The 19,151-nt window shown below is 52.3% G+C and carries 17 protein-coding genes and 1 pseudogene; 5 read left to right on the top strand and 13 right to left on the bottom strand.

What is annotated here, in order from left to right:
* On the top strand, positions 1-1,112 hold a 1,112-nt coding region (locus NO877_RS19175), incomplete at its 5' end, for an extracellular solute-binding protein (protein WP_256397904.1).
* Positions 1,113-1,677: 565 nt separating this feature from the next.
* On the opposite strand, the gene NO877_RS19170 is transcribed toward NO877_RS19175, so the two are convergent.
* Positions 1,678-2,112, bottom strand: a complete 435-nt coding sequence (locus tag NO877_RS19170) for a universal stress protein (protein ID WP_256397903.1) — start codon at positions 2,110-2,112, stop codon at positions 1,678-1,680.
* Between the two features lie 187 nt (positions 2,113-2,299).
* On the opposite strand from NO877_RS19170, the gene NO877_RS19165 reads away from it, so the two are divergent.
* A complete protein-coding gene (locus NO877_RS19165) occupies positions 2,300-3,334 on the top strand; it encodes an NAD(P)-dependent alcohol dehydrogenase (RefSeq protein ID WP_256397902.1) in 1,035 nt (344 codons plus the stop codon).
* Between the two features lie 162 nt (positions 3,335-3,496).
* Here NO877_RS19165 and NO877_RS19160 read toward each other — a convergent pair whose 3' ends face one another.
* The 8 genes from NO877_RS19160 to rdfA all read right to left on the bottom strand — a co-directional run bounded on the left by NO877_RS19160 (position 3,497) and on the right by rdfA (position 12,669).
* Positions 3,497-4,267 (bottom strand): SDR family NAD(P)-dependent oxidoreductase, encoded by a 771-nt coding sequence (locus NO877_RS19160; RefSeq protein WP_256397901.1) that lies wholly within the window; start codon positions 4,265-4,267, stop codon positions 3,497-3,499.
* Positions 4,268-4,344: 77 nt separating this feature from the next.
* Positions 4,345-5,643, bottom strand: a complete 1,299-nt coding sequence (locus tag NO877_RS19155; RefSeq protein ID WP_256397900.1) for a TRAP transporter large permease — start codon at positions 5,641-5,643, stop codon at positions 4,345-4,347.
* A gap of 72 nt (positions 5,644-5,715) precedes the next feature.
* Positions 5,716-6,270 carry a TRAP transporter small permease gene (locus NO877_RS19150; protein WP_256397899.1) on the bottom strand — a complete coding sequence of 185 codons (555 nt, stop codon included), beginning with the start codon at positions 6,268-6,270 and terminating at the stop codon, positions 5,716-5,718.
* Positions 6,271-6,294: 24 nt separating this feature from the next.
* Entirely contained in the window at positions 6,295-7,167 is an 873-nt protein-coding gene (locus NO877_RS19145; RefSeq protein ID WP_379827731.1) for a TRAP transporter substrate-binding protein, read from the bottom strand.
* A gap of 432 nt (positions 7,168-7,599) precedes the next feature.
* Positions 7,600-8,553 (bottom strand): mannonate dehydratase, encoded by a 954-nt coding sequence (locus tag NO877_RS19140; RefSeq protein WP_379827729.1) that lies wholly within the window; start codon positions 8,551-8,553, stop codon positions 7,600-7,602.
* 178 nt (positions 8,554-8,731) lie between these two features.
* A complete protein-coding gene (locus tag NO877_RS19135) occupies positions 8,732-9,505 on the bottom strand; it encodes an IclR family transcriptional regulator (protein ID WP_256397896.1) in 774 nt (257 codons plus the stop codon).
* 437 nt (positions 9,506-9,942) lie between these two features.
* Positions 9,943-11,898, bottom strand: coding sequence for an archaea-specific SMC-related protein (locus NO877_RS19130; protein WP_321169436.1), 1,956 nt, complete (start codon positions 11,896-11,898; stop codon positions 9,943-9,945).
* 150 nt (positions 11,899-12,048) lie between these two features.
* A complete protein-coding gene (rdfA, locus tag NO877_RS19125) occupies positions 12,049-12,669 on the bottom strand; it encodes a rod-determining factor RdfA (RefSeq protein WP_256397894.1) in 621 nt (206 codons plus the stop codon).
* 287 nt (positions 12,670-12,956) lie between these two features.
* Between rdfA and NO877_RS19120 the strand changes: the two genes are divergently transcribed.
* Positions 12,957-13,145 carry a hypothetical protein gene (locus NO877_RS19120; RefSeq protein ID WP_256397893.1) on the top strand — a complete coding sequence of 63 codons (189 nt, stop codon included), beginning with the start codon at positions 12,957-12,959 and terminating at the stop codon, positions 13,143-13,145.
* Positions 13,146-14,295: 1,150 nt separating this feature from the next.
* A complete protein-coding gene (locus NO877_RS19115) occupies positions 14,296-15,777 on the top strand; it encodes a methyl-accepting chemotaxis protein (protein WP_256397892.1) in 1,482 nt (493 codons plus the stop codon).
* Positions 15,778-16,124: 347 nt separating this feature from the next.
* On the opposite strand, the gene NO877_RS19110 is transcribed toward NO877_RS19115, so the two are convergent.
* The 3 genes from NO877_RS19110 to NO877_RS19100 all read right to left on the bottom strand — a co-directional run bounded on the left by NO877_RS19110 (position 16,125) and on the right by NO877_RS19100 (position 18,569).
* The gene (locus NO877_RS19110; protein WP_256397891.1) at positions 16,125-16,445 is read right to left on the bottom strand and encodes a hypothetical protein; all 321 of its coding nucleotides are present in this window, start codon (positions 16,443-16,445) and stop codon (positions 16,125-16,127) included.
* 328 nt (positions 16,446-16,773) lie between these two features.
* The gene (locus tag NO877_RS19105) at positions 16,774-17,565 is read right to left on the bottom strand and encodes an IclR family transcriptional regulator (protein WP_256397890.1); all 792 of its coding nucleotides are present in this window, start codon (positions 17,563-17,565) and stop codon (positions 16,774-16,776) included.
* A gap of 95 nt (positions 17,566-17,660) precedes the next feature.
* Positions 17,661-18,569, bottom strand: a complete 909-nt coding sequence (locus NO877_RS19100; RefSeq protein WP_379827723.1) for a GAF domain-containing protein — start codon at positions 18,567-18,569, stop codon at positions 17,661-17,663.
* Positions 18,570-18,665: 96 nt separating this feature from the next.
* Here NO877_RS19100 and NO877_RS19995 point away from each other — a divergent pair, with 96 nt between their 5' ends.
* A complete protein-coding gene (locus tag NO877_RS19995) occupies positions 18,666-18,977 on the top strand; it encodes a fumarylacetoacetate hydrolase family protein (RefSeq protein ID WP_379827721.1) in 312 nt (103 codons plus the stop codon).
* A gap of 68 nt (positions 18,978-19,045) precedes the next feature.
* On the opposite strand, the pseudogene NO877_RS19095 reads toward NO877_RS19995, so the two are convergent.
* Positions 19,046-19,151, bottom strand: a pseudogene (locus tag NO877_RS19095) (IS5/IS1182 family transposase); the annotation flags it as partial.

Genomic DNA, 19,151 nt, shown 5'->3' with positions numbered 1-19,151 from the left:
GGGAGATTGAACGGGATCTATCCGATCAAACCGGGCGGTTCGACGGGTTTTATCTCGGTCTGTGGCCCGCCGCAAACTACCACGCGAACGGCTGGGTGAAAGACCTTCACCAGTATATCGACGATGCATCGCTGACCGACAGACGCTGGTACCAGCTCCAGGACTACCCGGAGAGCGTACTCGACCAACTCACCTACGAACAGCGAGATCTGATCGCCATCCCGTTCGGTATTGAAACCTATGGCTGTCTCGCCTACGACGAACCGACGTTCCAGCGACTCGGATTGTCGGAGCCAACGGATTTCGACTCTCTGCTGCACGCGGCTAAAACCATCCACGAATCCGACCACGTCGATCGCTACGGCATCTGTTCACGTGGCAGTGCCGATCCGGTCTCGACAGCCAATTGGGCGACGATGTTCAAATCCTACGGTGCGGACTGGATCGATCACCGAACTGGGAAGGCGACACTGAACACCGATGCGGGTGTCGAATCACTCCAGACCTACGCCGAACTCATGGGGACGTACGGACCGCCCGACAGCGGCGAACTCAACTGGCTCCGTGCGAACGAAACCTACGGTAACGGACGGACGGGGATGGTTTATCACACACCCGCGACCGCGGGCGTCTTCAGTGACGAACAGTACAACCGCACGAAATGGCTCCCACCGCTTCTTGGCCCCGACGGCGATCGAATGGCGAGTACATGGGCGTGGTCGCTGGGAATCAGTCAGTTCTCCTCGGACCCCGAGGCAGCGTGGCTGTTCGTCCAGTGGGCGACGTGTCGACAGATGAACCTCCTGTTGTCGACTCGACAGTGGCAGGGACACGGAAGCTACGGCCACGCGCGGAGCAACTGGATCTTCGATCAGCCGGAGTACCATCGGCGCGGACACGCTGACTCGTGGATCGATGCCCACAGGCAGGGTATCGAGTGTGTTCCCTCGGGTCGACCACCGGTTCCGCTCGATTCCCCACAAAACATGACGATCATGGGCGAAGCCGCCGAAGCGATGAACGCCGCGGTAACAGACCGAAAATCTCCACAGGACGCACTTGACGACGCTGCCTTCAACATTACCGACTGCCTCCAGCGGAGCCACAGATGAATTGTACACAGACCAAACCACGCTACAACGAAGCAGAATAAGACGACAAGTATCGGTATGGGTGTACTATTTATCATGTATATCCATACTGATTATCTGTGGCTTCAGAAGCCGATCGAAGGGAACGGTTTCTGATTCCAACAGGGTGATCAGCCTCAGACGAACACAACAGTATCGACTGCACAACCGAAGCAGAGTACGGCAGGCAGTATTGACGTCGATATAACGGAACCGGTTCGTGTACTGTGACCACCTAATGGTGATCTATCTTAGTATATAGTCGAAACCATTTTCCTATTTCCATCAAACGGCTACCAACAGTAAAATTTCTTCGGCGTTAAGTTCGCAGCTCTCATTGACTGGCTAATTCAGGCGAGAATATGTCTGAATAAAATATTTCAACAGAGCCTATCATGACTATTGTGTACATCTGAGCGTAACCTCACAGGGTCTGTACTAAGGATCTAAGTATAGCATTGAATTAGCAGTTCGTGTCGACGGATTCATTCCGTATGTATTGAGCGGAAAATCCCAACTTCTGAGATAATACCTCATTCTGAATGATTTATACGGTGATGACGGTAACGGGTCCCTCGAAATTAAGGATTATTGACTGGGCGGTGTCACCGAATAACACTTTTCCGGAAGGACTTCGTTTCCGACCGGTGACAAAGATGTGATCGCAGTTGTGTTCCTCTGCATATGAAACGATACCATTCGGTAGGTTGTCGACGACTCCCGCAACCTCGACATCGAGGTCACCGAACACCTTGTCAGCATACCTTTGGGCCTGCTCTCTTGCGTGCGCTTTTACATCCTCCATGCTATCAAAGTTCCGTGAATTCGCTGCAGACTTTTCAAGTTGGCGCTGGTACTCCGATTGGTCGGCGAATTTGACAACGTGAAGGTCAGCATCGAGCGCAGTTGCGAACTCACCAGCACGCTTCCCAAGTACTTGTTCAGCGTCACCGCTATTGACCACTACTAATGCTCTGTCCATACGAAACAATTCTTCTGTGGAGAATAAAAAGTTACTGCTCTTATGTAGACCATACGTTTCGAATAGTTTGTCTCACCTACTCTTTAATATTGTTGAAGAAACCTCTAGTGTAGTATTAGACGGAGTACCGAGGAGCGCTTAGTATGTGTTCAAAAGATTTATAATACTATTTCAACGATGTCCATTCATGCAGGCGTGTGCCCTTACAGACGTCGGTGAGTTCACCCACATCGAGCGGGAACGTCCCGATGTCGCATCAGACGAGGTGCTGGTAAGAATCAACCGCGTCGGAATCTGCGGATCAGATATCCACTACTACCAACACGGCGAGAACAGCGGGAACGTCGTTGAGTTCCCCCACGTACTGGGTCACGAATCCGCCGGGACAATTGTGGAAGTGGGCGAGGCCGTCCAGTCAGTAGCTCCCAAGGATCGTGTCGCTATCGAACCGGGCCTCTCATGTGGCGAGTGCTCGTACTGTGGTAACGATACATACCATCTCTGTAAGAACATGGAGTATATGTCCTCGCCGCCGACCGACGGCGCGCTCGTTGAGTACGTTGCCTGGCCGGAAGATTTCGTCTACAAACTCCCCGAGTCCGTGTCGCTGCGTGAGGGAGCACTCGCGGAACCGCTGAGCGTAGCAATACACGCCTGCGAACGCGCTGGCATTTCCGAGGGTGATTCCGTGCTCGTCACGGGAGGGGGTCCAATCGGTCAACTTGTAGCCGAAGTCGCGCTGGCACATGGCGCCGAAGACCTCGTGCTGACGGATATAGTCGATTCGAAACTTCGTCTGGCCGAACAGCGCGGGGTCGACCACGCCGTTAACGTCGGGACCGACGACCCGGTCGAGGTTATCGAGTCGGCGGTTGATCAGGATGGGGTTGATATCGTCATCGAGAGCTCGGGGGCGGACCCCGCTATTGAGACGACGACCGACGCTATCAAGCGGGGTGGTGCTATCGTGTTCGTCGGTATCCCGATTGACGCGGCGCTCCCAACTGACGTGGTCGGTATCATCGGTGACGAGTACGATCTGAAGGGATCATTCCGATTCAGCGGCACGTATCCGGAGGCTATCGAGGGAATCCAGACCGGTAAGTACGACGTCGACAGCATCGTGAGCTTCGAGCGAGGGTTCGAGGAGACCCAGGCAGCGTTTGACGAGGCATCTGAATCCGCAAACGTCAAAGGAGTCGTCCGCGTTAGCGACGAGTAAGACTTGTATCCCCGGTAATTACGGGTTTTGGTGAATTCGTGCTCCGTTTCTGAGACATTAGTACCAACCCCGAAAGGTGCAACTGTCTTTCTTGATTTACCGAATCAGACGTGACTGGTTGATAGGGCGCCTCTGTTAGTATCTTCTGATCAAACCCTGTTGCTACAGCGCGCTATCATCGTACCCGCCGTCGACAGTGATAATTTCGCCAGTCGTGAATGAGGCAGCATCGCTCGCGAGGTACACGGCTGCCCCTGCGATTTCCTCTGGCTGAGCGACCCGCTCCATCGGCGTTTGGTCGTCAATCTTCGCCCGCAGGTCGGTCCCCTCGGCGAACGCGTCCCCGGCTAGGGGCGTATTGACGAAGCCCGGTTCAATCGCATTGACGCGCACATCGGGGGCGAGGTCAGCGGCTGCCGCCCGGGTAAGTCCATTGACACCGCTCTTTGCCGCACAGTACGCGGCTCGCTGTTCCCGTGCCTGGCCAGCCGACATTGACGAGATGTTGATGATGCTGCCCTGCTCCATCTCCCGGCCGAACACCTGACACGCTCGGAAGACACCGGTAAGATTCGTGTCGATGTCGCGTTCCCAATCCGACATATCCATACTCCAAATTGGATCCTTCGCAACAGATCCTGCGGAATTGACGAGAATATCTATCTTGCCTACTTCAGCCGCTGCTTCGTCGTATAACCGTTCGATCGACGACATCTCGCGGACATCACATGTCACCATCGTCGTGGCGGCACCGAGTGAGCGTAGCTCTTCGGCAGTCTCCTCGACGGCGTCCTCGCTCCGGCTCGTGGCAACAACGTCGGCCCCGCTGTCAGCGAATGCCAGCACGATCGCCCGGCCGATTCCGCTCGTGCCGCCGATGACAACTGCCGTCCGATTCGAAACGTCTACAGTACTAGTTGTTGGCTTTGACATACGTAACCGTATATTATGACTCGACAAGTTACTCTTACGGTTGCCGATCAGGGGAAAACACTCGCCTGATTACCGTATCAGGCGAGCCCCATCGTTCGTGGAAGCCACATTACGATCGATGGGAAGATGATGGCGAGCAGCAACACCAGAAGCAACGGGATGTAGAATGGAATCATGTTCCGGATGATCCGTTCGATCGAGACGCCTGTGACGGCATTGAGGACGAACAGGATGATGCCGAACGGCGGGGTCAACAGCCCAATCATGAGGGTAATGATCATCACCACCCCGAAGTGAATTGGGCTGATTGCCGTCTGCTCGATCACTGGGAGAAAGACAGGTGTGAGGATCGTAATCGCGGCAATGGTCTCCAGCATGAGTCCGACAATGAACAACACGCACGCGATTAACAGTAGGATAATCATCGGATCTGTCGAGACAGCTGTTACTGCTTCCGCCAGTACTTCGGGGAGCTGGGCGCGGCGAATGAGGAATCCGTACAGTGACGCAGCGGCGACGATGAAAGTAAGTGACGCGGTTCGGGTCATGCCGTCCTCGAAGCTCTCGATCAGTTCATATAGCGTGAATCCGTCGTAGAACACATACCCGACAAAGATGGTGTAGAACAGGGCAATGGCCCCCGCCTCGGTGGCGGTGAAAAGTCCGCCGAGAATGCCGCCGATGATCAGGATCGGCGTCCCGAGGGCGGGTAACGCCCGGTAGCATGATCGAGCGATATCAGAGATCGACCACCAGTCGCCCCGCTCGTAGCCCCGGCGGTGGGCATATATCCCGCACAATACTATTAGGCCCACACCCATGATGAGGCCGGGGATCAATCCCGCGATGAACAGGGTCCCGATCGATACCTGTGCGATCACGGCGTAAATGATCAACGGTACGCTGGGGGGGATGATCGGCCCGATGATCGAAGATGACCCTGTGACTGCGACACTGAACCCTTCGTCGTAGCCTTCGTCCCGCATCGCACGGTACTCGATTGCGCCGAGACCGGCTGCGTCGGCAGCAGCCGTCCCAGTCATCCCTGAGAAGATTATGCTCGCGATGACGTTAACGTGGGCGAGGCCACCTCGGATTGGTCCGACCAGTGACTTCGCGAAGTCGAATATGACATCTGTGAGGCCCAACGTGTTCATTAGGAGGCCGGTCTGCAGGAACAGCGGAATTGCGAGCAGGACGAACGAGTTACTTCCGCTCATCATCGTTTGGACTACGAGCAGTGGCTCGAAGGGGATTGATGTTGTCCACATGAGGATGAGACTCGTAAGCCCGAGTGCGTAGACGACCGGGATCTCGAACAAGTAGAGCGCGAGTAACACCCCCACAAACATAGACAGGAGTACGATGTTAGACATCACTCACGCATCCCTTTGTTGACCTGCCTCTGGTTCTTGAACTGGTGTTCGAGAATGTACGTCATGTTCGGTTCAGTCTTCATTATTGATGTCATCCCCCTTGATATCATTGAGTATCGTCTCCGGATCCATCAGGACCTGCCAGATATCCCGGATACCGTACACCGCGATGAGTACCCCGCCGACGATGACTGGCACGTACAGCCAAGCCTGTGTGAACGGCGGGTGGGCTGGCAACGCACCGATACCGAATCCCCTGTTGGATAGGTAGAGAGGATACGCACCGTAGATGAGTACACCTACGAATATGAGGATTAGCATTGTGCGAACGACGGTGAGTGCCCGGATCGTTCGATCCGAGAGCCGGGATACCAGCAGATCTAGCGAAATGTGCTCACGCTTGCTACTGGTAACGGCGGCCCCGATAAACGTAATGTACACCAATAGCATTTGCGAGATATTGACCGTCCACGGGAGACTGCTCCCGATGACGTCCCCGAGGAACCACCGTGTCAGGATCTGTAACCCAACGACAAGTATCATCAGCACGTACAACAGAAGCACGATCCCCCTGACCCCCTGATCGAGCCGGGTTTTGAGGGACGTATTTTTATTGGTTTTTCTCATACTTTTCATTTTATGCTGAGAGTTTCAAATGTTTCGTACTTCTTCCAGTGACGGGTTCCACGACTCCTCGAACTGCGCCTGAAGCGGTTCTTCTGCGGCCGATAGCCACGCCTCCTGGTCGGGTTCGACGATGTTCATCCCCTCACTCTCGAGTTCGTCGAGGGCCTCGGATTCGGACTCCTGAATCTGGCTGCTTAGATCTTGGATGGACTGGGTGAGCGTGTCGGTGAGGATCGACTGATCCTCGCTAGACAGTGCGCTTAGAGTTTCGTCGTTGAACGTGAACCAGCCGGTCGAAGCGAGGTGCCGTGTAAGCGTGTAATGGCTCTGTACCTCGTACAGCGACGCCGAAAGCACCGTCTCGGCCGGGTTTTCCTGTGCGTCGACGACGCCCTGCTGGAGCGCGCTGTACAGCTCGTCGAATGCGACTGTTGTTGGACTGGCACCGATGCCCTCCCAGATGTTCACCCACGGTGAAAGGTCTGGCACCCGAAGGTTGATGCCCTCGATTGCATCCGGCGTATCGAAAGCTTGGTTCCCGGATATGTGCCGGTACCCTCGGTACACTGGTTCGTTGATGAGGCGCTGATTGCCTTCCTCCAAGAGCCGTTCCCGACCGTCGTCCAGGTAGTCCGTCTGGAACGCCCGACGTTGTTGCTCCCAATCCTCGAAGACGAACGGCGACTCGACCCAGAAGTTTTCCGGGTCATAGTCGATGACCCAGCGGGTTCCGATAATAGTCCCGTCGATGGAACCGATGCGGGTCTGCTCCATGACCTCGGACTCGCCGCCGAACGCGGCCTCAATGGTGATTGAGACGCGCCCGTCGGTCTCCTCTTGGACCGTCTCGGCCCATGAGTTCGCCATCTCGTTGATCACGTGTCCACTCGCGAACACACTTCCAATGAGTATCTCTTGGGATTCCCCATCCCCTCCGTCGTTACTAGTGCACCCTGAAAGTGCGACTATTGAACTTGCGCCACTCAATACACCAGCCTGTTCAATGAAACTACGGCGGCTTTGCTCTGGCATACACATACTGCCAAGACAGTCTCCATATAAAAATCTTTCCTGATTAATCATATATGGTATCACTTTCAGCATGAAGGATGCGGACAAGAAAGAGGAACCTAGTACAATAAGAATATTCGTTATGGGTGAGGGTAGTGCACTGATAATACTGAGAGTGATTGTGAATAGAAGACCGGTCTAGAAGTTGCACTCAATACGGTTTCCCATCAAAACCGTAGTTTCATCGGCTAGAACTGTTCTTCGAACCGGACTGTCGACCCCGTCAAAAAGTCATCACACCGAGAAAATAGGTACAAGCTACTCGGTCTGCTCAAGAAGTCCCTTCATGTAGCCGATCGCAAATAGCCGCCCCATGTCCGTGTATCCTGCGTGGACTCCCTCACGATCCTCTTCGCCGAGCATCTTTGGAACATGGTCGGGACGGATTGGGCCATAGAAGCCCACCTCACGGAAGGCCTGTATTGCCTCATGCATATCGGTCGGACCCTTGTCCTGCCATGTCTCGACGAATGAGTCGGGCGACCCCTCAACATCCCTGAAGTGGACAAAGTGAATGCGTTCGCCCAAACGTCTGATCGCTGTCGGCACGTCTGTCTCCATCACCGCGAAGTTCCCTTGGCAGAAGGTAATACCATGATTGGGACTGTCGTACAGCGAGAGGATCCGCTCATACTGGTCAACCGATGTCACTAGCCGTGGCACCCCCCGTACAGGCGACAGCGGAGGATCGTCCGGATGGAGTGCCATTTTTACTCCCGCCTCTTCGGCCACAGGGACGACCTCTTCGAGGAAATACTCGAGGTTCTCCCACAGCTCCTCCTCTGAGATACCCGCTGCCGGGTGGTTATCCTGTCGCTTTATCCACTTGTGATCGTACCCGCTCGTGAGCGAGCCACCGCGGTCGGGAATCGAATCCGATGTCCGAAGCACCCCAACTGGATTCTCGGTCCAGACCCAGCAGTACGTCTCGATCCCAAGTTTCCCCATGTTTCGGAGTAACTGTTTCACAGTCGCGATCTCCTCGTCACGACCGTCTCTGCCAAGTACAGTCTTAGTCATCGGCGGACGATCTTCGATGACTTCTAGTGGAATCCCATGATCCTCGAAACGATTACGTGCTTGGAGTAATGTGTCGTACTTCCACCACTCATCCACACCCCAGAATCGGACTACTCCTGTTTTGACTCCCATCTGCTTCGCGAGAGTCCAGCGTTTATCTGGCGATGGGGGCAGCATCAATGCAGGTTGCATACTAGAGGGGAATGTCGTCCTGTTATTTGTGGTTTTTGTTCAATCCTCAAAGAATCATGATCTAGTCAACATACTTGAGATATACCCAATATCACATATCCACTAATAGTGGATTTTAGTTCGATTTCGTACCCTAGCCCGACCCGAAAGCGACGTGAAATCGCTTGTAACGAGCAGTTCAGTCATACGCTACTTTGACCTCTATCACGTTCACACAGTCTCTAAGCTCCGGTAATAAGTCCACTTCAATGCGTTTGTCGCTGAACCGTTCCTTGGGACCGGATAGCGACACAGCCCCGACTACCTTTCCTTCCACATTGATTGGAACCGCGATGGACCGGATACCAATGCGGCGCTCCTCGTCCTCCAGTGCGTACCCTTGGTCTCGGATTTTTGAGAGTTCTATCGACAGTGCCTCGGGCTCGACGATCGTTTCGGACGTGGCAGACGGTAGGTCGTGTCGATCGACGATTTCTTCGACCTCTGATTCCGGGAGTTCGGCGAGAATGGCTTTGCCCAGCGCAGTCCAGTGCATATTCGTGAACTCCCCGATAAGCGCGTTGTCGTAGACTGCTTCGTTCCCCTCTACTTGGTACAAAATAACACGTTTTCCATCCTCCTCGACGCCGAGATTAGCGACTTCGCCGGTGGTATCTGCGAGGTCGCCAATCTCCGATTTCGCGACAGTGTAGACGTTCCGGTCGTCTCGCAAGACCGAGCCGTCACGGAGAAACCGCAAACTGAGGCGGAATCCATCGTCGCATTTATTAATGTATCCGAGATTTTCAAGAGTCTTCAGATGGACGTGCACGGTGCTCATCGGCATCTCTAGTTCCGTTGCGATCTCTTTGATACGCATCGTTCCCGATTTGCGTAATTGGTCTATGATCCGAAAGGTACGTTCTACCGCCCCGACACGTTTTCCGCCGTCGGCTTCTTCTTTCATGTTCATACCACAAACACAGGTTCTACTGTGATAAATTCTACTATGAGTAGAAAGATCCTATCTAGTACGTCTATAGACTGATACTACTCTATTAAATCCTGTGTCGGTATCGGATTCAGTAAAAGAAGACCAATCCCTTCCAATCTCTCAGAAAACCTAACTCGGGATTCCTCACATTAGATAGCGAGATCGACGAGCAATTCCGAAGAAACGATACAGTCCAACTGGCAAGGAGACCCGAGGGTGTTAGACCATGTTCGGGTAGTCTGATCAACCAGTGCCCACGATTGAGAGATCTCGCTGTCGTGACGTCTGACGAAGTCTAACAGGCACAGAAGAGCAAGGTATTCGCACTCTAACGGGCTGGAGGCTTTCCATTTAATATAACGAACCTGATTTATGGATTATCATCTGGCTCCGGAGGTACCGATTCGCCGGGTTGGTTAGATAGACTCGATACGCGGATAGCTGTCGTCGAGCGCCTGTGCGTCTTCTTCCAGTAGTGCGACCACGAGATAGTCTGAGTAATTAGAGAGATAGTCGACGAGCCTTGCAATACGATCCGAGTCGACCGCCTCAATGGAGTCGAGGAGCATAAACGGAACATGGTCGTACACCTCGTGGACAAGATAGCCAGCAAGCGCAAACACGAGACCTGTTATTTCTCGTTCACTCTCGCTGAGGTGATCTACAATATCCTCATACACCGTCCCAGAATCAGTACTACGGACCACGTGTAGCTCGAACTGATCTTTGGTGACTTTGCGTCGACCCTCGCGGACCTCTTCTTCGGTGCGTTCGATCCAGATCCGTTCAAGGTTTTCATACTGAAGTCTATCTAACAAAGCCTCCATGTGAGTGTTGAACTCTTCGACAGCGTCAGTCTGGAGGTCTTCAATCCGCGTCCGCAGATCCGCGAGTTCTGCAGTAATCTGCTCTCGCTGCTGTTGTAGGTTCTCGCGGTCGTCGAGTTTCGATTCAGTATCGGTGATTTGGGCTTCAATATCGTTAAGGTCGGATGTGAGTTGCTCTATCTCGACTTCGATTCGACTCGTCTCCTTTTGAAGGTCGAGTATTTCGCTCTGTCCGATGTCTTCGAGTTCGTTGACCTCTGATTCGAGACTACCAATTCTCTCTTTCACCTCCGCTTGCTGGTCTTCGAGATCGTCGAGTGTTGCCGTACGGTCGTCGATTTCGGCTTCGACGTCTGCGAGTTTCCGCTGGAGTCGGTCATGGTTTCGTTGTCTCTGTTTGAGTGAGGATTTCTCCTCTTGTAGATCATCGATCTGGCTCTGAAACGTCTGCCGCTGATCCATCTTGTCATTCCGTATTGCCCGGAGCTCGTCGAGCGTGGATTCGATCTGCGTCGTCTTGACACTATTTCCGCAGGTCCAGCAGGTCACTTCTGTGGTGTCGCTTACTAGTTGTTCGGTGAGCTCGTCGCCTGTCGACCCATCATTATTGTCCAAGTTCTGGAGAAACGGGGGCTGACCCTCCTCGAGGAACTCATCGTTGAACTGGATGACCGACTGGAGATCGCCGACTATCGAATCAATCTGCTGTATTTGTCCGCGGAGGCGCTGAACCTCCTGTTCAATCTCTGAAATTCGAGAGTCACCGACACGGTCATAGTTCTCCAACTCCTCGGTCAACTCCTCACGGTCGGTCCGGAGGCTCTCAATACTCTCTTGTTCGGATTCGATTCGTCTTTCGATCCGCTGTTGCTCCTGCCGTGCCTGACTCAGTGTGTCGATCTTCGACTCGTATACGTTCTTCTCCTCTCGCGTCTCGTCGACAGTCGTATCGAGTGACTCGATTTGGCTGGTCTTATCCGCCAACTTCGCCTCCTTGTCAGCGATCTCGTCTTCAAGCTGTCGACGGTCGGCCTCTAGTTTCGGGAGTTGGTCTTCGAGTGAATCGAGACGCTGTAACTGCGTGTCAATTTCGTCGCGTTCGGACTGCAATGTCTCGATCTCTCGCTCAATTTCCATCGTATCGACGGGCCGCATCAGTATTTCGCGGAGATTATCCCCCTTCGTGACGGCCTGACGCGCCTCATTGTTTTCGAGCAGAAAAGCGAACAGGTCGGCGAGAATCGGATCGTCAAGGTACGGGTTCCCATCAAAAGAGAGGCCCCCGTTCCGTCTGGTAATCGTTCGTGTGTATCGACTATCTCCCATCGTGAGGACGACCTCCCCCTGATCAGCGTCAGCTTTGAGTGTTGTCTGTTCGCTCCCACAAACACCCATGATCGCTTGGAGAAATGACGTACGGTTCGTCGCGTTTTTTCCAGTGAGAACGTTCACACCGGCGTGTAGTGTCATCGACGATTGATCAATACCACCGATATTTGTGACCTCGACCTGAGCGGTCAATTCTTCATTATGTGTCTGATTCATCTTATTGAAGATAAAACGTGAGCCTATTAAAAGCCTTGTTGATATCTATGACGTTTGTATCACCGTCATAGATAGCTCGCTAGCCATTCTTCATCAGTAACAACTTTTCGTTTATGATGTTTGGATGCCTACACGTGTATGTCAGGAAGTTCAAGTAGTATCGCAGTCACATCCACCACGGTCCAACAACGTAGTGAGATCGAACTGCCGGCCACAGTCTGTACATTGAACCTGCACCGATGAGAGAACCTGAAACTCCCCAAGGTTAAGATTATTTTTGTTTCGCAGTGTCGAGAGTGTTTGCTCCGTCACGGCTTGCTGTCGACTGCTGAGGCGTTGTAGTTTGTCGAGATATCGTTCGACAATCTCGTCGGTGTCGGGTTTCTCGTACGTTTCTTGTCGATGCTTCGTGAGATAAGTGTGGATCGCCTGTCGGCTGACGAAATCTGAGTTCAGTTCCTCGAAATCGATACCATATTCGCTAAGGCGATTCTCCGCTTGAATTCGCGTTCCGCTCGTCACATCCTCATCGGTAAGCAGTTTATATATGTTCTCGACTTCTCCCGGGAGTATGTCGACCCGTTGTTTGTCGAGTTGTGATTCAAGCAGTTGCTTGTTGAAATAGTCTGCCAGATCTCGGAGGCTCATTCGATTATCTTCGGCTGTCCACCGTGCGGCTAACTCATCACCGAGATTTGAAAGGCCGTATTCGTCGAGAACACGCGCTACTTTCCCTGTCCGATTGGATGCTGCATCAGTTGTATCGTTCATTGTGTATGAATTGGGTGTTAGCTTAAAAATAATTCCGGCATATCGATGCCCGGCCCTGTATGACTAATATATGTATGTCATAGAAAAGTGGCATCAGCCTCCGTCGACGAATTCATGGAGGACACAGCACACTAACTTGATTACCTCAAAGGTCTCCCGTTTATACCTAAAAAAACCCATCAAAGTGAACGATCAACCGACTGCTACGGTCCAAGAGTAAGGATGTCTTGGATGAACTCCAGACAGTTACATTCCCAGCGATCAACCTCCCACGACCAGATGATCCAGTGTACGACAGCGACGAGTTACTGATGTTCGAGTCCATTGCCGCGATCAAGGGCGAAGCTGCCAACAACGGTGGCGAGACACTCGGGGATATTTTGAATCCAGATGGGTACATTGATGACCCATTCAATGAGAATAATTCGCCAGTAGTAGTTCGTGTCAGGGCTCGGCAATTGGTGGGGAAGCAATGAACGCTTTCAGAATACGCCCCGGGTTACTGACCACGAGAAGAGGGAAACGACGGTTATGATCACTAATGTGTGGAATACTGGATTACGAGTGATGCTACGTCCGAGAGACCACTCTCCCTCTTCTTGCTCTGGTCGGGGTTCTCCGCCGGGAGCTGCAGAAATCATATACCTTCGTCTGAGTGTTGTTCACCCTAATAGTTTGATCAGTACTCTTAGATACACTGATCCGCGAGCTACTCGGGACTAAATCGATATGTTCCGTATTTTGGTTTCTCGAAATCAGGAGCATCTTCATACAATCGCTGGACAGTCGACTTCCAGAGGGTGTCGTCGATCAGTTCTTGTCTCGTCGTGTCCGGACCAATGACAGTGATCGTCCAACCGAGACGAGCTGAGTCTCCATGTAGTCGACCGGTACTGCGGTAAGGTTCATGGCGCGCTCAGCAATGGTAAACGTCGCTGCTCAGTGGGCGGGGTGGTTCGTTCGATTGCGTGGAGATATCGCATTCGGAGACCCCAAGGCGGACGGTTGGTTCGTTGGGATCCTGGATCGTCACCTGGAACGAGTGGAGACCCTCCGTAGATACCGAAGGTGGGCATTCACGAATCTGGGCCGCCGAAGCCAAGAATGACGCTCTACTAACCGCTGGATAGTCATCGATGAGTTGGTCGATCCAGGATAAACCCAATTGAATGAACAGCCTTGAGTTCGAGCCGCGAACACTTACTTTGTCTATTAGGGGAGCATCAGTCCATTTTCGAGTTGTAAATAAGAGGAACCGAGGAGAATACGTATCGGATACAGCAGAACGTTTAGTCTGCTATCTCTCTTTCTCTTCGTTTTTGGGTTGTAAATTGGATAATTATGAGTAGAAGTCGGGCCAAATCCTGCTGAACGTCAAATATATTAACTCACCCCCATTTTCGAGTCGTAAGTGCGGGTAGAAAGCATATCAAATGCAATGGGATGTTGAGTCTGTTACCTTGCCCCAGTTTTCGAAGTGTAAATAGAGAATGGCAAACATAGCACAAATCAAACACAATAACACACCGAATCTGCTAACTCTTCCGTTTAAATATACAACACAATCTCGCCAACATCGGTATTTAGAGGAAAACATTAATTAACCTTGATGTTATTTCTCTTGCTATGTCGAAGCGTGAGCAACCTCTAGCCACAGCCGATACCGTTGCTGGGACTATTCCAAAGATTGGGTCCTGGAACTACGATGCTCAGAAGCAGAGTATCCACTGGAGTTCTGAAGCGAAACAGCTACACGGTATTCCTGAACACCGGTCGTTTTCTTTCAACGATGCTCTCAATCAGTACCAGCCGAGCGATCAGTCGACTGTCCAGGATGCATTCAATCGAGCCGTAACGTTGGATGAACCGTTCGAACTGGAGGTCGGACTAGACGATGAGCAACAGTATCTTCGCTTTAGTGGGGCCCCCGTTCGTGAGAACGGTGACGTCGTTGGCTGTCGAGGCGTAGTAGAAGACATTTCGGATCGTGCCAAACTTGAACGCCGCGTCGAAGTCCTTCGCAACGCCAGTAAGAAACTCATGCGAGTCGATTCTCGCCACGAAGTCGGAGAAATCATGGCTGATGCGTCGAAGAACATCCTTGGGTACGTGAACACAACTATTCGATTGCTCAATGAAGAAGGTGATACGCTGTGTGTGATCGTCTCGACTGAGGAGTGTCTCGAGAAAGCTGGCGAACGACCGGACTATCCGGTCGACGGAGAAGTGAACGCCTCACGGGTGTTTCGGACAGGCGAGTCCGAGATCCATCAGGACCACGATGCGAGTGAAGATGACGTGGATAGAGGTGAGTTGCAGTCCGGGCTATACGTTCCTGTCGGCAACCATGGCGTTATGAGTGCTGGCGACACCACGGTTGCTGCATTCGATGATACCGACCTCGAAGCGTTTGAACTTCTCGGGCAGGTTGGCGCTGAGGCGATTACTCGAATCAAATCGGAAAAAGAGCTCATGGAGCAGAACGCTCGGCTCTCGGAGTTCATCCAGAGTATGACGGCAAGCATTGAGGAAGTAACTGCAACGACAGATAACGTTTCACACCTTGCCGAAGAAGCTGTTTCACAGGCGAATAATGGTAACGAGTCGATCACATCAATTGCTAATCAGATGGACGAGATGGAATCACAGGTTACTGAAGCCGCAGATGAAGTCAATGCACTCAATACTGTTGTCAACGAGATTGTGGAGATAGTCGACTTGATAGATAATATCGCCGATCAAACCAATATCCTTGCGCTCAACGCATCTATTGAAGCTGCACGCGCGGGCGATGCGGGCGCAGGATTCGTTGTTGTCGCCGACGAGGTCAAAGATCTCGCGGAAAAAACGCAAGAAGCTACGGACGAAATCGAAGAACTGATCAATAACGTTGAAACCCAAACCAGTGTAGCGACGGATACGATCCGTGAAACAACTGATTATGCGTCTAAGAGTAGGGAGTCAGCGGATTCTGCCAGCGAACTCCTCGAAGACATCGTCGTCGCGATTACCGAAACGAAAGAAGGCGTCGACGAGATAAACAAAGCGATGGACGAGCAGGCTCATTCGCTCGAATCGATTGCATCTACCTTGGACAAAGAAGAGTAATATTCGGCTTGTTAAAACCGTAAAGGGAACAGTCTCAGCTGATTGTATGATTTGATTAAATTATTCCTAAACTCGGGGCTACACTGTGGCCAAACAACGGAGCGACATCGAAGCCCAGGAAGCCTGAAGCCTGGCGCTTTTCAAATCAGCTCGGGCATACTTTCGTACATTGACCCACGTACCCCGCTCGTCGCTTTGTTCGATAGCGTCGAGGATCACTGGACAGCGAGTACTATCTCGAAGTGTGTCCCGTGAGCCTCCCTGTTCGCAATCGCGGAGAGGAATTCGTAGTTCTCATGGACGAGCGTGTGTTCTCATCTGATATTGTGGCCGTGGCCACCACCGGTCTACGTACGGGACCTCCTTGTCGGTAATGTGGTTGATTTCGAATCTCCGATCGTCACCGTGGAGTACCCCAACTCGTTGAACCATTCGAGATCAAAGTGAATCGATCCGTCCGAACCGGTGAGCGCAATTGTATTTCGGGTATTGGGTACAGTAACGAACCGCAAACCTTCGATAACGCCTATGGTTCCGTTAGCGAACTCGACTTGGGCGGAGTACGCATCGTCGACCGTTACTGTCTTAGTCTCTCTGCTGTCGGAACCCGAAGCAAAGGGAGCATCCCCTCCGTCACTCAGAAAGGGTTTCTCGACGAAGTCTCCCACCAGCCGAACTCGGTGGTAGTCGAAAGCCAGTGATCTTTTGATGACAGTAGGTATTTTCGCTGGGACCACGTCTCGATAATATAGAACTGCGGTTCCTTTCGGTGACTTCAAACGCTGTTCCTCGGAACCGTGTCGGGCACGTACTCAGATTGGACCAATCGGGAACCATTTACATAATGAATATACAGTGTATTTTTTGCCACCAGGCATGCCTAGAATTACGATCATACGGGTGTAAAGCAGATGGTCAATAACCAATCATTTATGACTGTGAATAATTTCTAACAGTGTTGTTTTCGTTATGTGAATAGCAGATAGAGGCCGCCGACTATCGCTCGGTTGAGATGCTAGCCTTGGATTTGAGCAGGGACTCGAGTTCGGCGGTGGCAGTCAACAGCTTGTCTGCGAACTCGCGCTCTAGCCGGGCGATGTCTACCTGGTACTTCGGGCCGCCAACGCTCACAGCGCCAAGAATTTCTTCATCGGCGCCGTGGACCGGCGCTCCGATCGCGACGAGCCCCGGTGCAAACTCCTCGTCAACGAGTGCATACCGTTGCGAACCAATCTCGTTGAGCGCGTCGAACAGTCTGTCGCGGTCCGTGATCGTCTCCTCGGACTCCTGTGGGAGACCCCAATAATCCAGTATCATTTCCACTTCATCTCGATCGAGCTCCGCCAAGATTGCCTTCCCCGCGGCAGTATTGTGTAAGTGGTATTCTGACCGGTACCGAACGGTCATTCCGTTCCTATTTTCGTCCGTTGATGTGCCGTAACACGCGAGAAGTCGACCGTGTTCGAAGATCGTGAAGTTTGCCTCCTGACCGGTCGTGTGCGCCAACTGATCGATGATCTCTTTGACATCATCCCCTGTCGGATACCGTTGTTCCGCTCGCTTACCCAGTAGAGCCAGCCTAAAGCTGACATGGTAGGTTCCGTCTTCCTTGACAAGATACCGGTTGTCCATGAGGGTGTTGAGGTGACTGCAGATCGAACTCTTCGAACTGTTTACCATCCCGTCTAAGTCATTGAGTGTGAGGCCATCGTGCTCCAAGATGTTCCGCAGTATCTCTAATGATGTCTCAGTCGTTTTGAGTTGTCGCCCTGTTATGTTCCTAATCATACATCGAAACCTCGGACGGCCATCTAATAATTGTTTTCATAATGTGAATGATCTATCTAGACCAATCGTATGCCGAACCAAACCGTGCGTGATACTCAGATTGCTCGCGATCGCTTCACCCAGCCAATCCGCGTGATCGCTTCTGCGCCGAGCTCACCAAGAAGACTCGCCGCCTCAAGGTCATGCTCCTCAAAGGCATCGACAACGACGTCGCCAGCACTGAGGATACCGTGGCTCCCAATGGGAACGTACAGCCCCGAACGGAGTACCCCACGACTGTGGTCGTCTTCCGTGTATTCGTGGTCCGGGTGGATCTCCGGCTCCCCGGTCCGGTACGTCCGGGCCGCGGGCGTGTCCTCGGTTACAGCATAGTTTGGACGGTCGCCCGCGCGTTCGAGACACTCCTCTGTTGCCTCGATCGTCTGTAACACGTTTCGGTTCTCATCGACCAGCCGGACAGTCGTATTCACTAATCCGAGGATGTTTTTCGCGGCGTCAGCTAGGATTTCCGCTACCTCTTCCTTTGAGCTCGTGTTTCGAAGCTCCTGGCTCGTTCGCCGAAGGATTTCGATGCGTTGCTCTTGGCGTTTCAGATCGGTCACATCCCTGACGATCCCTTGCAGCATGACTGTTTGACTGTTCTCGATAATCGGCTCACAGCGAAGCCGTATGGTACGCTCAGTCGTTCGTTCATTGGCGTATCCTACGTCAACCGAGAATGGTTCGCCGTGTTCAACTGCCTCCGAGAGACGTTCGAGCACATATTGCTGGTCCGTCTCCGCGTACTGCTCGATTACGTCAAGCACTGACTGAGCTGTGTCGAGTCCGTGGATTTGTCTGGCTTTTTTGCTGAACCACAGCTTCTCATCGCGCACGTTATACAACCAAAGGCCGATCCCAGCGAGCTGTTGCAGAGTGGTGAGCATCTCCGCTGTCCGTCTCTCGAACGCAGGCGGAACGGTACTTGATACCTCGGTTCGATTCCAGTCTGGGGAATTGGCCATGAATACAACCATGTAGCAAGGACATGATTATAAATCCTCAGGCCAGACCTGCCGGAGTGGCAGAGCAGATACAAGAGCGACAATTGTGCCGCCGCTTTGCGGCTCGGAAGATGCTCATCCGGTTCAATTACAGATATAATCGGAATAAAGATCTGGACAGATATACACGAAGACCGTCGACAACAAGCGTATGAAAAAATCAGAGAGTTTGATCTGCATAACATCGTCTCTTATCTCTCGAAGAGCTTCACGTATCGTTCAAGAGATATTATTGCCTTTGGGAGCCCTGCAAATCCAGGATATATTGAACCCGGTGCCACTGTTGGGACCTCCTATGGAAACTCTCATTCTCCGAATCATGTTGTCGTCCCTCTATACGGAGTCCTCTATTCACTCAAAAGATTATAGATATCTCATAAACAGCACTATTTAATATGGGCAATTACAGACGTATAGAGGGTGTCATAGAAGAGTTCTCACACCGTGATGATCGTACTTCCTGGATTGTCTCCGCGTTCGTAGTTGGTGATAGCGACGACGAGGCGAAGGCACAGGGCAAGAAACACCTGCGCTCGTGCGTGG

The sequence above is a fragment of the Halohasta litorea genome (assembly GCF_024494645.1).
GTDB classification, from domain to species: domain Archaea; phylum Halobacteriota; class Halobacteria; order Halobacteriales; family Haloferacaceae; genus Halohasta; species Halohasta litorea.
The sequence above is the reverse complement of the archived record's forward strand: the minus strand, read 5'-3'. Positions and strand labels throughout refer to the sequence as shown.